The 14,795-nt window shown below is 68.7% G+C and carries 12 protein-coding genes and 1 pseudogene; 6 read left to right on the top strand and 7 right to left on the bottom strand.

Translation table 11 applies throughout. The annotated features are described in order from the left end of the window. Positions 1–47: 47 nt before the first annotated feature. The 3 genes and pseudogenes from BS80_RS10095 to BS80_RS39185 form a co-directional block, all read right to left on the bottom strand. Positions 48–851, bottom strand: a complete 804-nt coding sequence (locus tag BS80_RS10095) for a (2Fe-2S)-binding protein (protein WP_051966433.1) — start codon at positions 849–851, stop codon at positions 48–50. Next, positions 848–1,012 carry a hypothetical protein gene (locus BS80_RS40575; RefSeq protein WP_198045534.1) on the bottom strand — a complete coding sequence of 55 codons (165 nt, stop codon included), beginning with the start codon at positions 1,010–1,012 and terminating at the stop codon, positions 848–850. Before BS80_RS40575 ends, BS80_RS10095 begins: the two co-directional genes overlap by 4 nt. 419 nt (positions 1,013–1,431) lie before the next feature. Continuing rightward, positions 1,432–1,596 (bottom strand): annotated as a pseudogene (locus BS80_RS39185) (pirin-like C-terminal cupin domain-containing protein); the annotation flags it as partial. A 94-nt stretch (positions 1,597–1,690) separates the two neighbouring features. Here BS80_RS39185 and BS80_RS10100 point away from each other — a divergent pair. After that, positions 1,691–2,845 (top strand): tyrosine-type recombinase/integrase, encoded by a 1,155-nt coding sequence (locus BS80_RS10100; protein ID WP_232246425.1) that lies wholly within the window; start codon positions 1,691–1,693, stop codon positions 2,843–2,845. A gap of 72 nt (positions 2,846–2,917) precedes the next feature. Here BS80_RS10100 and BS80_RS10105 read toward each other — a convergent pair whose 3' ends face one another. Further along, a complete protein-coding gene (locus BS80_RS10105; RefSeq protein ID WP_157536264.1) occupies positions 2,918–3,094 on the bottom strand; it encodes a helix-turn-helix domain-containing protein in 177 nt (58 codons plus the stop codon). 323 nt (positions 3,095–3,417) lie between these two features. After that, on the bottom strand, positions 3,418–7,320 hold the full coding sequence (locus BS80_RS10110) for an AAA family ATPase (protein ID WP_035795684.1): 3,903 nt from the start codon (positions 7,318–7,320) through the stop codon (positions 3,418–3,420). A 551-nt stretch (positions 7,321–7,871) separates the two neighbouring features. Between BS80_RS10110 and BS80_RS10115 the strand changes: the two genes are divergently transcribed. From BS80_RS10115 to BS80_RS10130, 5 genes are all read left to right on the top strand, one after another. Next, on the top strand, positions 7,872–9,095 hold the full coding sequence (locus tag BS80_RS10115; RefSeq protein WP_051966434.1) for an IS4 family transposase: 1,224 nt from the start codon (positions 7,872–7,874) through the stop codon (positions 9,093–9,095). 152 nt (positions 9,096–9,247) lie between these two features. Next, on the top strand, positions 9,248–10,024 hold the full coding sequence (locus BS80_RS10120) for an endonuclease/exonuclease/phosphatase family protein (RefSeq protein ID WP_035795687.1): 777 nt from the start codon (positions 9,248–9,250) through the stop codon (positions 10,022–10,024). Between the two features lie 400 nt (positions 10,025–10,424). Then, on the top strand, positions 10,425–10,598 hold the full coding sequence (locus BS80_RS40580; protein ID WP_157536128.1) for a hypothetical protein: 174 nt from the start codon (positions 10,425–10,427) through the stop codon (positions 10,596–10,598). A 341-nt stretch (positions 10,599–10,939) separates the two neighbouring features. Further along, complete coding sequence (locus tag BS80_RS10125; protein ID WP_157536129.1) at positions 10,940–12,064, top strand: Shedu anti-phage system protein SduA domain-containing protein; 1,125 nt, start codon at positions 10,940–10,942, stop codon at positions 12,062–12,064. A 178-nt stretch (positions 12,065–12,242) separates the two neighbouring features. Continuing rightward, positions 12,243–12,926, top strand: coding sequence for a hypothetical protein (locus BS80_RS10130; protein ID WP_035795688.1), 684 nt, complete (start codon positions 12,243–12,245; stop codon positions 12,924–12,926). A 71-nt stretch (positions 12,927–12,997) separates the two neighbouring features. Here the strand turns inward: BS80_RS10130 and BS80_RS10135 are convergent, their stop codons facing one another. Beyond that, on the bottom strand, positions 12,998–13,783 hold the full coding sequence (locus BS80_RS10135; protein ID WP_157536132.1) for a hypothetical protein: 786 nt from the start codon (positions 13,781–13,783) through the stop codon (positions 12,998–13,000). A 455-nt stretch (positions 13,784–14,238) separates the two neighbouring features. After that, on the bottom strand, positions 14,239–14,679 hold the full coding sequence (locus BS80_RS10140; protein WP_035795698.1) for a hypothetical protein: 441 nt from the start codon (positions 14,677–14,679) through the stop codon (positions 14,239–14,241). Positions 14,680–14,795: the final 116 nt, after the last annotated feature.

A 14,795-nucleotide genomic window follows, 5' to 3' on the forward strand; every position in this document is an offset into this window, starting at 1 on the left:
GTCCGCCGAGACCCGGGGGCTCCGAACAGCGCGGGAGGAACGGGACGTCAGCCCCGCACCGCGTCGGGCGGCCGCGTCCGGACTGGTGCCGTGAGGACGCAGTCCCCGCACAGGCCGCCCGCGCGGCCCGGGGCAGCCCGGTAGATGAGGCAGCAGCTGCGGCGGCGGAACCCGGTGCCGTCCGCCGCCATCGTGCAAGTGCCGCGCAGGTGTGGCTGGTCCAGCACCATGGTGGCGAAGTCGCGGGCCTGGCCCGTTAGTTCAGGAGCTGTCCGGGCGATGGCCGAGACCGCGCCGTTGACCGCCGAGGCGACGTTGCCCCACAGGATCTGCGGCGCGACCGAGTAGCCACCGACGGCCGCCACCAGCTCGCGCACCGGGCCGTCGAACAGCTCGGACCCGAGTCGAGCCGCCCGTTCGACCGGGTCGGCCACGGGTACGGGCACCCGGTCCGGCAGCGACAGCGGGAACATGCCGCCGAGCGTCGGCTGCCACCTGGCCTCCCGCAGGCCGTACGGGAGCACCGCGCCCGCGAGCACGGCCACGGCGAAGGACGGGGAGATCAGCCGGGAGACCAGGCCCAGGTGGGTCACCGAGGCGGCCACCCGCAGCTCGACCGCCTCGACGCCTTGCCCTCCCCCGGCCGCCAGGTAGCCGCGCACGGCACCGATCCGCTCGCCCAACACGGCTGGATCGTCGAGGAGTTCGCCCATGCCCCGCCAGGGCACCGCGGCCGCTGCGGGACCGTGGGTCTCGAAGACGAAGAACGGCCCGAGGGCCGCGATCCGCTGCGGGATCGTGACCCCCGGGTCCGGGCGTGCCGCCGTGCGGCGGCTTGCCGGGTCGGTCATACCGCCGTGACGGGCTTCGACTTGATCGAGGCCGCCGCGGCGGCGGACTCGGTCCGCGGGTTGAGCAGACGCTCGGCCATCGGCCCGAAGACGAGCCCGAGGCAGGCCCAGAGCAGCAGCTGTGCGACCACCGAGTAGAAGCGGAAGCTGAACAGCACCACAGTTGAGCCACCTTCAGGGGATCCGGCATCCCGCTAGCGAATTGGAGCGCGGTGATGGCGTCGTATCTGACTCGCGAACCGCCCGGGGGCGCTTCGCTCACAGTGGCGCGACCGTGCTGGACTCTCATCAGCTTCTGTACGCCATCACTACCTCAGGCAGGGTACGGCCCCGCCGGATCGGCCGTCAATCGTCCCCGGTGTCCTTGGAGCCCCTGTGAGCAAGGTGACCCCGAGCCGCCGTCCGACCCGGACGATCAGCGAAGGCCACATACAACTCGAAGGCTTCCAGGATTGGCGGCTGTCCCAGGTCCTTGGCCTCAACACGACCACCGGCCGGCTCGACTCCGCAGGAACGGTGGATCGCATGCCAGTCGGAGACCGCCACCCACCGCAGCGCGGCACGGGATCGAAGTCCCAGGTCAGCGCGCCCTTCCCCGTGGCTTCAGGGGCAGTTGGGGCGCCTCGGGAGCGGCCAGCCGAGCCCCGTCGTAGCCGTGCACCTCGCCGAACCTCCTCCCGTTCGTCCACTCCTCGCGCGCCTGCCTGATCTCCTCGTCACTGCGTCCGACGAAGTTCCACCACATATCACCGATTCAGCGTTTTCACCCAGGTCAGAAGCCTGGTGGACCATCCCCCGTCAGCAAATAGTCAGCATTGGTACGCGGGGAGTCGATCATCATGGCCACCAAGGCTTTGGCCCACGGCATGGGCACCTTCTTCAAGGAGTGCGAGCACCCTCAGGCGAGGTGGTCCAAGTGCCCGCACGAGTACAAGATTCGGTACCGCGACGCCACCGGAAAGCAGGTCGAGGAGTCCGGCTACGCCACCCAGGACAAGGCCATCACCCGGTTGTCCGAGATCTACAAAGCCAAGAAGGACACCCCGCGAAAGCAGAGCAAGGCCGAGCGCATCCAGAAGTACGGGGTGATGCAGTTCGGCGAGTACGTCGCCGAGTGGAAGGCCGGCCAGCGGCATCTCGGTGAGTCATCGGTGCGGGCTCTCGACTCCCTGTTGGAGCACCACCTCTTCCCGGCGCTCCGCAGTCGTCGGATGGGCACGTTCGACCACAAGGTCGTGGACGGCTTCCTCCAGACCATGGAGCGCAACGGCGTCGGGCTGGCAACGCAGTCCAACGCCTACGACAAGCTCAAGTCGATCCTGCTCGATGCCCATCGACTCGGCATCTACGACGAGAGCCCGCTCGAGGGTGTGAGGCCCCCGCAGTACGACCCGACGCGTGCCGTCATTCCCTCGCCGACGCAACTCCGGGACATACGCACCGCCGGCGACGACATGTTCCTCCTGATCACCGACCTCATGAGCGGCTGCGGGCTGCGCAATGGGGAGGCGGCGGCAGTCAACCTCAGGAACATCGTGGCCGACGATATCTACCGGATCACGGAGCAGGTGAATCAGACCACCAAGACCTATGGGCGGTTGAAGCACCGTAAGGTCACCGAGTACCGCGATGTCCCACTTCCGGCGCGGGTCAAAGAGACCATCGACTGGTACGCGGACAAGTACGGCACGGTCGATGGCTACCTTCTCCGGCATCCTCACGACCTCAGCAAAGCGTTTCCCTGCTACTACCTCGACAACCAGTGGCTGAGGATCAAGAAGTCGGGTGTGGTGGAGATCCCCGAGGGGATGGTCGTCTACAGCTTCCGGCACTTCTTCGCATCGAACTGCCTGACCAATGGCATTCCGATCACTGATGTCGCCGAGTGGATGGGACATAGGAGTCTCGACATCACATTCAAGATCTACCGGCATCTCATGCCGGGGTCGATCAGCAAGGCCGCCAAGATCCTCGATCTCGGCCTGGCCGCTTAGGAGCAAGGAGCGGCCCCGGCTCCGATCGAGCAGAGCCGGGGCTGCAAGTACTCGCTACTCAGTACCTGCCGATCACCATCCAGAGACCTTCTGCTGCTTGAGCCATGACTGAACCTCAGAAACCCGAAACTGGATCTTCGCATTACGCCCCCGCCCGAACTTGTAAGGGATGAGGCCCAACCGCGGGGCCTCCCTGTACACCCACGGCACCGACATGTTCAAGTACTCTGCGGTCTGCTTGACATCCATGAACTGAGCCGACACGAGCACTCCATAGGTAATGGCACGATCGAACGCCAGAGCGGAGCGCTCAGGCAGCTATCACCTTCCGCGCGAACGCTGATTTGGAATGACCGGCACTTACTGATAAGCGGTGTAAGTGGTGCGTGCTTGGAGGTCACTCGCCCAGGCAGGGAGGCGGGGCGTGTGCCGCCTGGCGATCCCGCGTAGCGATACAGGGCTCCAACAGTGGGGATGCGGCACCGAATGATTGGCGACAGGCGCGCCGCCTGTACATCGCGGACGTCGAGCTCCGTCCGCGAGGCTGCGTTCAACTGGAGGTGGTGAACGACCTACCTATAGCCGCGGACGTCGCGGATCTCGCCTGCTTGGTAGCTCTCCAGTTGCTCGTCGAGCCTTTGTTGCGCTTCTGTCGCGAACCGGCGGACGGCGCTGGTCTTGTCGGTGTGCAGCGGTGCGAGAGCGGCCTGACGGGCCTGTGTCGCAGCCGGGAGTCCTGGGTGGAGATCCGTGTACAGGAGGCCGTGTAGGAGGTTCTCCCGGGTGGCGGCGGTAACGCCCGCAGACAGGACAGCAGAAACGATTAGTGCCCAGCTGGGATCCTGCCAGGCAGATTGGATCGCGACAGCGGCTCGGACGCGATCATCCGGAGCACCGGCGGCCCACCGTTCGAGCAGGTTCCTCCAGTAGCCGGTGCCTTCTCCCAACAGGGTCAGAGTCTGCGCCACTGCAGCCTCCTGGTGTTCGGTCAGTACCGACACCTGGGCGGTTCGAAGCTGCTCGACGGCCTCATGGAAGGCAACGGCCAGGTTCTCCCGCGCCCCGTGGTCGAGGTCTCTGAGACGGTCCTCCCAGGCAATTGGCACGGAGTGGTCGCCTCCGCTGGTCAGAAGCCGCTCAGCAAGGATCGTGGCGAATGCGGACGGCGCCGAAACAGCGATCTCGACGGCCGCCGAGGCCACGCTGCTGTCGGAGTGGATCGAGGCTCTGCTGGTCAGACTGTGGTCATCAAGTCGGCGGCGCAGCAGGTTCGCTAGGTGATCCAGGAGAGCGTCGTCGAGAGCGAGGCCAGCCGCTCGGGCGTCGGCAAGGAGCATGCCGACGCCTTCCAACACGTTCGGCAGGGCGTCTGCGGGTCCGCAGGTGCCGAGTTTGGCAAGGATCTGCAGCCGATCCTGAGCGGGCTGTCCGCAAGTAATGAGGTGCCGGGCGAATGCCGCGATCAGCTGGGCGTGTCCGGTGCCGTTGGGGGCCGGATTCGTAGTGAGGCAGGCGACGATGTTCGCGAACAGCTCGGGCTCGTGGTCGGGATGTTGGTCGCCGATCCACAGGGCGAGAGTCGCTAGGCGCGGATCGGCGAGGCGGGCGTCGATCCAGGTCCAGACTGCCGTTTCGTGGGCCTTCGCGAGTCCGGTCAGCAGGCTGATCTCGCCAGCGAGGGGGCCTTGGGCCAGGCGCTCGAGCACGGCGTCCGGGCTCGGGGCCGCGGCGCCTGCGGCGACGGCGAAGCCGGGGAGGGCGGAGGCTGCGTAGCCGCGCGCTGACTGGTCGATCTGCTCCAGCAGGGCGATGACCTCCTCCGTGCTGATCTGTTCGGCGAGATCCTCCGCGGCCTGTCTCTGTGCCTCGATTCCCTCGCGCCAGGGTGCTGAAGTGTCCACGGGTTGCACGATCAGGAGCCTGGCGAGGGCCGGATCGGCCATGGCGGCGGCGGCCACAGGGTCGCCGAGTGCGGCCGCAGCAGTCAGAGTTCGTGGTTCTTCGAACCGCAGGCTCGCCTGCGCCGCCCTTCGCCGGGCGGCCAGGGGCAAGCTGCCCCAGCGGTCGGCGGTCGCCTGCGCGGCGTGTTCGGCTGCGGTGTCCAGGGCCGCGATGGCGTGTGCCGGCATCGGCTGACCGGAGCCGAGGACGGGGCGGGCACCTTCTCCTCGCAGTTGGGATGGCAGTTCCATGAGGTCGTACAGGAGGTGGCGGTTGCCGGGGGTCCGGATGGACGGCTCATCTAGAAGCGGTGCCAGGAGGTCGACCGCGTCGGTGAGCAACGTGGTTGTGTCAGGCTGGTCGGGCAGAATGTGAGCGTGCAGGATGGCGACGTTCGCTGCGTGCGGGCTTCCGAGGTGGGTGGACTCGACCGTTACCTGGAGCAGTGGCTGCAGGGCTGCGAGGAGGACGCGGGCACGGCTCTGTGGCTCGCGAACCGTGGCCTCGGCCGGGCCGAGGCCTGGCGGTGGCTGAGCAGTTCGGTCGCGGTGCCATTGGGCAATTGAGCGTAGAACCTCACGGCGGCGCTGCAGCAGGGCGGCGAAGCTGCCGGGAAGGGTGTGGGCGGGGGCCGAGCACCAGCGGCTGATCGGGCGGAGGAGTTCCTTCAGGTCATGGCCGTCCGACGGTAGGGCGGGTTCCGCCAGCCAGGCCATATCGAGTAGCACGCTCACTGGGTTGGGCATGGCGTCCAGGCCCGCACGTTCGGCAAGCTCACCGAAGCGCTGGCCGAGGTGCACGACTTCGGACCGGTAGTGACCGACAGGGTCGCGTCCCCACACGTCCGTCGAGGCCGGCAGTGGCCAGCGCTCCACCAGGCTGCTGTGCATGTCTGCCAGGAGGCCCGGAGCCGCCGGGATGACCTCGGTGGCCACGGCAGCGACCAGCGCGGCGTCCCGCATGTCGGCCACACCGGGAAGGAGTTCGGTTACGACCGTCGCCAGTTGAGCGCTGACCACTCGGTTCCCGCGTTCGCGGGCCGCAAGAGCGAGCGCCCCAAGAGTGGGGCCAAGGGCGGCAGCCGTCTCGATCAGTGCACCGCTGGCCTCGTTGCCAGCATGGGTGCGGTCCTCGTGGCCGACACCGAGGAGGGCCAGAGCCTTAGCGGTGTCCAGCCGAACCCGGGCCGCCGGGTCGAGCGCGTCAGCCAGAAGTACCTGCCCCACGACGGCGGGGCGCAAGCTGTACGGCGGCGCGTCGGCGAGGCCGGCATCAGCGAGGTCATCGAGCAAGGTGGCGATTTCGTGACGCTGCGGGGGCAGGGGTCGCACAGCGTCGGCGATCGGGGCCAGTTGGTCGGCATCGGCGGCGCTGCCCAGGAGAGCAAGAGCGACAGCCGCCGCGCGGTGGGCATCGGTGTCGCGGTCGCCGAGGCGGCGGGTCATCAAGTCCCGCAGCAGGCTGGCTGCGTCGTCCCAGACGAACACTCCGCGAGAGAGGGCCACTTCGCAGGCTGCGTGGGCCAGCATCGGATTGCCTTGGGCCAGGTCGACGACACTCTGCCGGAACACGGAGTGGGTGATGCCGCGGGCGGTCATGATCCCGTCGATGAAGGGCCGGTCAAGCGCTTCGACCTCAAAGGGCGGTGCCGCATGTAGCTCCAGGCCGGCGCGCTGCAGGGTGAGGTCGCGGTATCCGGGGCGAACTGTCAGCAGAAGGCGGACCCGGTCAAAGCGGCGGTCGTTGATCAGCGCCGCCAGTCCGCTCAGGTCAGGGCTGCGGTGGGCGTCGTCGACGATCACGATCAGCGAGACGTTCAGCGGCACCGCCGCGAACACCGCCGACGGCGCGGCCACGCCGGTCGGAATCACCAGTGTGGTCGACGTGGTGTGGGCGGCCTCCATGGCAAGTCGGGTCTTGCCGATCCCTCCCGGCCCCTCAACGACCACCACGCGGGCGGTGCCGTCCTCGGGCCGCAGCGCGTGTCGAAGGCTCTGCAACTCGTCGTCACGGCCCAGCAGCGGCTCCGACATACCGGGCACGATGGCGAGCCGGTCGAGGTACTCCGCACAGGTGAGGAGATGCCGCGGTTGTTTCGGGCGCACTCCCAGGTCAGCCTCTGCCACCCACCGCAGATCGTCCGTCTCCAGATCCTCCACCAACTGGTCCAGCGTGAAGATCTCCAGATGGACCTCCCAGTCCTTCAGGGCGTCGCGCTTCCACCGTCTCTGGGTCGCCTCGGTTGGCGTGCTCTTGTTCGTCACGAAGATCGCGTTGGCCCGCCGTCCGTGATCCTTGTGTTTGGCCAGCTCCGGTTTGAGCTTCGCCTTGGTGTTCTCGAAACTCGCCCAGAGCACGATCTCCTCCTCGGGACCGAAGAGAGGCCGCGAGTAGCCGTCCAGGCCAGTGTCCGAGGTGGCAGTCGTGATCCGCAGATCCGGGTAGCGGTGCCGCATGACACGGTAGGCGACCCGCTCAAAGACTCGGTCGTCGGTGAGTTGCTCCAAGGCGACCTTGACGGTGTCGTACAGCACAGGGCCCTCCAATAATGGGGCACTCCCGCAGATGGACTCGGATTAGCGCCCACGGCGACACAGCCATGATCCCCCCAACGACGCCACCGACGGGGCCACTTCCCCCAGGAGCCGTGCTGACGGGCGCCCGACAGCAGCTCCGAGCTGCGATCAAGATCAGTTCACCCGAGCGACAGCATTGACGGTTTCGCCAAAGCATGGTCACAGGTCACTGGCTAGCACCGGGCCTTCTGCGGTTCGGCGCCTACGAGATCCGAACCCCCAACCTGCGCATTACGAGACCATGAGCGTTCGTGACGGCTGGTACCGTCTCGTGCTCCGTAGTGCCATTTTGCCTGGTCAGAGCAGGTGCAGCTTCTCAAGCCGTACCACCTGATGTTGCCCCGTCCAAAGGGGTCCGGCCGCACACCGGCCGCACATGGCCCCACCGGACGCACCAGTATGGCCAAGATCGGGCCTGTCGGTACTCCACAACAGACTGAGGGCTGCTGCATCATGCCGCCTAAGCCCAATGCCGGTGACTTTGGGCTTCCGGTCTCGTTGGTTGTGGGGTGGCGAGGGTGGGGCAGGTCAAGTTGCCTGCGGGTGAGCGGTTGTCGGATCGGATTGCGATCGGGGTGTTGACCCAGGCGTTTCCGCCGGGTTTGGTCGATGAGGTGATCGCCGAGACTGGGCGGGTCGAGAAGCGCAGTCGGCTGCTGCCGGCGCGGGTGGTCGTGTACTTCGTGTTGGCGATGTGCCTGTTCTTCGGGCAGGGCTATGAGGAGGTCGCGCGGCTGCTGGGCGAAGGCCTCGGGGACGGGCGGCGGTCGTGGAGAGTGCCGACGACCGCTGCGATCGGCCGGGCCCGTCGCAGGCTGGGCCCGGAGCCCTTGCGGTTGCTGTTCGCGCGGGTGTGCCGTCCGCTGGCCGTGTCCGGGACGGCGGGTGCCTGGTACCGGCGCTGGCAACTGGTAGCCGTGGACGGCACCACGCTGGACCTGGCCGACACCGAAGCCAACGACGAGTTCTTCGGCCGTCCGGGGTCCGGGCGTGGGGTGGGCGCGTTCCCGCAGGCCAGGCTGGTGGGACTGGCCGAGTGCGGCACCCATGCGGTGTTCGGCGCCGCGCTGGGACCGTTGTCGGCCAGCGAGCAGACGCTCTCCCGGCAGCTGTTTGCCCATCTTCGGGCGGGGATGCTGCTGCTGGCCGACCGGGGCTTCTACGGCTTCGAGCTGTGGCAGCAGGCACGGGCTAGCGGCGCGGACCTCCTGTGGCGGGTGCGCAAGAACGCGGCCCTGCCAATCGTGCGGGTCCTTGGCGACGGCTCTTACCTCAGCGAGGTCTTCGCCGAGCAGGACAGGAGGACCCGCCGCGACCCGGTGACCGTGCGGGTCGTCGAGTACACCCTGGCCCGCACCGGCGACACCACCGTCTACCGGCTGCTTACGACCCTCCTCGACCCGAAGGAGGCACCGGCCGTCGAACTGGCCGCGCTCTATGCCCAGCGCTGGGAGATCGAGACCACGCTGGACGAGATCAAGACCCACCAGCGCGGCCCCAGGCTCGTCCTGCGCTCGAAGTACCCGTGGGGCGTCGAGCAGGAGATCTACGGCCTCCTCCTCGTCCATCACGCCATCCGGCAGTTGATGCACCAGGCTGCCCTGCGCGAGGGCCTGGACCCCGACCGTCTGTCGTTCACCCGCAGCCTGCGTGTTGTGCGCCGCCAAGTCCCCACCCAGGCGGCGCTTTCCCCCCGGCAGACTCGCCAGCGCACTGATCCGCACCCTGGCTGAGATCACCGAACGCCTGCTACCCGAACGGCGTCAACGAGCCTGCCCGCGCGTCATCAAACGCAAGATGTCCAACTGGCCCCTCAAACGCGCCCACCACCACAACCAGCAACACCCACCATCACCAAGCACGGCCCGACCTAAAGTCACCGGCATTGGGCCTAGTCCGGGAGATCCGCCGGGAAGCCCCGCACCTGCTGTTCCTCCAGGAGGTCGACTGGCTGGCCGACCCGGACGAAGCCGCAGCCGCCGGCCTCACCCTCGGGATGCAGGTCGCGGTCGCGCCGTCGCGCAACCTGCCCACCGCCGTCGCCTGGCACCCCGACGCGCTGCGGGTGGAGGACGTCGACACCCGGTACTCCGAGCATGACCTGCACCAGGGCTACTGCGCGCCCCGCTTCGCCCGGTGGGGACTCACCGAGGCGCTGGAGGCGCCACTGGTGGCGATCAGCACCCACCTGACGCCGTACTCCGCCGACACCGCCGCTCAGGAGGCTCAGCTCCTCGTGGCGCGGGCGTACCGGTACGGCGGCTTCGGGATGATCGCCGGGGACATCAACCACGTGCCGCTGGGCGACGACGAGATCGACTGGACCCTCGTCCAGCCCTACAACCGGACCGCCCGGTGCAAGCGGCGCCAGCACCCGGACGACCCGTGGGAGGGCAACCGGATCGTCGGCGAAGTGCTGCGGGACGGGGAGTTCGCCGACGTAGCGGCGGTCGTCGCCGAGCGCCGCCACGACCAGTCGCCGCTCAAGGCCACGGGGAAGGCCGGGCTGCTGCGCGTCGACCAGGCGCACACCACCCGGGCCCTCAGCCCGGCAATCGAGGACTGCCGGGTGGCCGAGACCGACTTCTCCGACCACCACGGGCTCGTGTTCACCCTCGACCTGTCGAAGGCCGACAACTCCGCCGTCCGCACCTACACCTGATCGGAAACAACCATGCAGGACTTCTTCCACCGCGTCGCCAACCGCCAGACATACCCGTGGCCGGCCGGTCGCCGGGACCTCCACTGGCACATCCTCCCTGACCAGGAGACCGCCCGTCTGCTCAGCGAGCCCTACCGGGAGGTTCTGGACGTCCCCGGGCTGTACGCCGTCCCTCCGCAGTGGCTGCACCTGGCCGTGCTGCACGCCGCCCCGCAGGAGCAGACGAGCGAAGCCGAGCTGGCGGGCGTCGTCGAGCTGGTCCGCGCCGGCGCTGCCCGGATCGCCCCCTTCGACGTCATCCTTGAGCGGCCCTCCGTAGGGCAGGTCGCCCTGGAGCGGGCCGGGCATCCCGGCGCACCCGCGGCGGCTGTGGGAGCTGACGGCCCAGGCCCACACGGCGGTGCTCGGCGACCGGGTGCCGGTCACCCCTGCGGTCTACGCCCCGCACCTGAACGTGGCGTACGCCGGGGACGGCGTCGAGCGGGCCGAGAAGATCTCGCTGGTCGCCCAATGGCACGACGGCAGGGGGCTGATCTGCTGGGAGAACCTGCTGGACGTCGCGCTCGGCGGCTAAGTTCAGTCCGGATGGTCATGTACGGAGCTTTTCCCACCGGACCTGGGATCCCCGAGCCGACGCGACTGGGCGGGAAGCGATGCTGACTGGTAAGACGCCGGCTGGGCCGTCCCTGTCGAGCTGCTGCTCCCGGACGGCACGGGGTGGTTGCGGCCGTCGACCCGCGCGCCGTGGAGTGCCCTCAGCTCGACGCCCCGGCTCCTGCCGTTGCCGCCTTCGAAGGGTCGTCGACTCGCTACGGTGGGTGCGTCGATCGGTAAGGAGGCACAGTGTCAGAGTCCGAGTGGCTAGTCGTGGCCGAGGCCCTGGAACGGCGGTGCGCAGCGCCGACGGATGAACAGATGGCCGTCGCCAAGGCCCAGGGCTTTCCTCTGGAGCCAGCCATGCCAGCGCGGGTCGCCGCCGCGGAGCTGCGGGTCCACCTCCGGGTACCCCTGGAGCTGGCGCTCGCGAAGGACTTCGGCAGCGCCGAGTATGAGACGCTCCTCGATCTGGCAGCGCGAACCAACCTCACGGTTCCCGATGAGCACGAGCTCGGGTTCCGGGAGGTGCTGAACGCCTGGCTACGCGTTGCCAGGGACCGCGAGTCTGCAGAGGCTCTGCGCCGTCTGCAACCGGTAGTCGCTGACGTCGTCATCGCCCGGGATCGGGGCAGGGGTCCAGAGGTGTACGGCGAGGTCTCCTCGATCAGCGCCAACGGCCGGCTGAACTTCCGGGGCGGCCACGGGCTCGGCACCTCACCCCACCGGGTCACTCGCATCATCCGGCCCAGTGAAGGCGACTACCCCGAGCAGCTTCGCCAGGCGCGCGAGTACGCCGCTGCGATCCACAGCAACCCCCACCAGATCACCCAGGTCGACGAGGCGCAGTTGGCCCCGTGGCTGGTTGGAGGCCCCGCCACGCCGGCCGCCGTCGAAGCCCTGCGCAATGCACTCGAGACGGCCGAGGACGAGCGTGCGATGCAGCAGGTACTGGAGAAACACCCTGCGCTACTCGGGGGCGCCGTGGTGGGCAACCACGGTACGTGGGTGCGGCCCCAGGTCCAGTTCGGGAACAACTACATGGCCGACTTCCTGATCGCCGGTCAGACCTCCCTCGGGATGCGATGGGTGCTGGTCGAACTCGAGAGCCCGGTCAGCCGCATGAGCAACCCGGGCAACCGGCGGGCAACCATGACCCTGCGGCATGCCGTCGACCAGATCGAGGATTGGCGTCGGTGGCTGTCCAGTAACTTGCACTATGCCCGGTCTGCCCGCGCGAACAACGGGCTTGGCCTGCCGGGTATTACGGCCGAGGCTCCAGGGTTGATCATCATGGCTCGCGAGGACGCCGACGACGCGGCCGCCGAGATCCGCGAGCTTACGCAGCGACGGACGCAGATCATGGTCCGCACTTACGACTGGCTGATGCGCTTAAACGAGGAGCCGGATCCGATCCGCCGCAGCGCCCTGGCCCTCGGAAATTAGGGTCGCCTTACACCCGGTGGCCAGCTACCGGAGCGTCCCCCTGCTCGCGGGTGCCTGACCCCGACGGGTCGGCCGGCCTGCCCGCGACGCCGGAGGTGAATTCCCGGAACCGCTGACGAAAGCGTCGGCGGCTGGCTCATAGTTGATTTACTAACCGTTCACCCCAAGGAGGCGGCTGATGGCGACCGGAACACTCTGCCAAGTACTGGTCGAGGACCCGATCCTGGTCCCGACGTTCGACCGCGACCTTGCCAGCTGGGTGGCCCAGGTCTCTGACAGCCTTATCCTCACCGGCACGCCCGTGACCCCGGCCGTCGTCCACCCGATTCCGCTCACATGCCCCCGGCAGTGGTGTGGTCAGGACCGGGGCCACCTCGTCCAAGGCCGCCCCGGCGAGGAGGCACGCCTGGTGTGCACCCGCTGCGCCACCCTCTGGTACCCGGCGGCCAACCCCGATCTGCGTCCCGCTGAAGGCTGGGAAGCATTCAGCCGCGCCTTGCTGCAAACCGCAGTCGAGAACGCCGACGGTCCTCCCTGCACCGCGAGGGAGGAGGTCGCGGCGCTGCGCGCCGACCTGGCGTCCGGGGCGTGGAGCCCGAATACGGACGACACGTCGTTCAGCCACCATGTGGTCGAGTGGTGTGCCGACGGCCTCACTCTCGACTCGCTGACGATGGCCGTGTTCATGGAGGGGGCCGAGAACCGGACGCCAGCCCTGACCCTCGCGCTGGTCCGCTCGGCCGGCCAGCTGGCCGAGCCCAGCCCCAACCAGTCCGAGGCCGCCCGCGAGCGATGCGAGGCCGACGCCGACCTGCTGTCCGCGCTCACCGAGCTGGCCATCGCGATGGACATCACGGCCTGAGCCCGGGCCGGGCGTCCACTGGACGGGTTCGCCGGCCTGCGGACAAGGATGTTCTTCGGCAGCGCCCCCGGTTACTCCCCGAGGATCGGGGCGGGCCGGGCCGTCGAGCGGGCCGAGGTGATCCGCACCAGGCTGCGGCTGCCGTCGGGCGCCACCACCTCGATCGCCCCGCTCCGGGGCAGCACGCGGTTCTCGCGGGGAGCTCGGGTCGTCTGCATGAGCTCCCGGCGGCGCAGGGACGCCCAGAGCGTCCAGGCCCGCAGCGCCGGTCCCGCCCAGTGGCCTTGGCCCGACTCGGTCTCCAACTCGACCAGTAACGACAGCCAGCCGAACGCGGCGCCAGCGGTTGCTTCGGGCACACGCACGCCCTTGTCCCACATGGCCACCGACCGGGTCGGCGTCTGCATGCCGACCAGCAGGCTTCCGACGAGGAGGCGCTCGGCGATCCTTCTGAGCGCCACCTCCGGGGGCTCCGCCGGAGAGATCGCGGCCACGAGCAGCTTATGGGAGTGACCGTTGTAGAGCCGGTCCGCGACGCCGGGCCCGGTTGCTTTCACGTAGACGCTGTGCGCCGCCGGATCGTCGCCCTCCGGCCCGCGCCCCCACGGGTCGTGATCCTCAAGATCAGCCAGCGACAGGTGCACCACGGGCGGACGCTCGGGACCGAGGTCGGCCACCAAAGTCGCCACATGCACAGTCACCTCGCCCGCCAGAACATCCGAGCCGGCCAGCGCCGCCAACAGGCCGCCGTCAGGCCGGGACCGCAGCATGTCGGCCAGCGTCTGGCGTCGGCACCCTACGAAGCGGGGGGTCGCGTGGTAGGGCGTCGGGTAGGGCTGCCGGTGCGCGGCGATCACCCCCCGAGCTCCGCACTCTGCCTCCCCGTCCCCGTCCCCGGCGAGGGCCGCGTCGAGGTGGTCCAACGTCACGTGATCGACGCCTCGGCGCCACTGCTCCTGCGCGAGGACGCACCGATGGAGCGCCTGCGCGAGAGCTTCCACTACGTCTGAGTGTGGCTGCGACGAGCCTGCCCACGCGGCCAGGTTCTCGGCCCACTCCCGGCACGCAGACCGCTCGCTCGCTCCGACTGCCCGACCCACTCGGTCCATCCCCCTATCGTGCCCGCCTCAGGTGCGATTGTCCGGCGGCGCCGAGGACGCCACGGTGACGCGCCCCGCGAGCAGGCGGTGCCAAGTCACACCGCTGCGGGCACCTTGCTGCCGCGGTGGACGGCCGGAGTGGGGTTGTTCGGGCCGCACTCGACCGTCAGCCGGAGGTTGTCACCGGTGCCAGGGCCGAGGCGGGCGGCGGCTCAGTCCTTCTGCACCGCGTGCTGGAAGTACGAGCCCTCGCCGTACCCGGAGTCGTCGTTCTCGCCGTCGACCGGCATGTTCTCGTTGAGCGGCGATCGGCTGATCAGCCTCTGGTGGAACTCCTCCCGCGCGAGCCGCGGGCCTGGAGACTGCCGCGAAGGACTGTCGGGCGCGTTGGGGTCCACAGTGCACTCCACCCACCAGTCCCCGCCCAGGATGTGCTCCAGCGCGACCTGGACGACTTCGACGCTGCCGCTGTTCTCGAAGGAGTCGCACACCCCAGCGTTGGCGAACTCCACCGTCACCACCTGGCCGTCGACGCCGACGGGGGTGCCGTTCTGGCTCAGCAGAATCCAGGTGAACCGCCGACGCTGCTTCACGGCGTCGAGAACCTCGGGCCAGCGCTCGGTGAGCTGCTCGTTCGTCAGGACAGGCTGCATGGGGCGAGCGTAGAGCCCGCGGGTCGGCCGCGAGGGCTGGTCAGGGAGAACGTCACCGGGAAGGGTGGGGAGCAGGGGGAGACGGAAGGTCAGTCGGTCGCCCGCACCCTGTGTGC

Origin of the sequence: Kitasatospora mediocidica KCTC 9733, from assembly GCF_000744225.1 — a bacterium.
In the GTDB taxonomy this organism is placed as follows: domain Bacteria; phylum Actinomycetota; class Actinomycetes; order Streptomycetales; family Streptomycetaceae; genus Kitasatospora; species Kitasatospora mediocidica.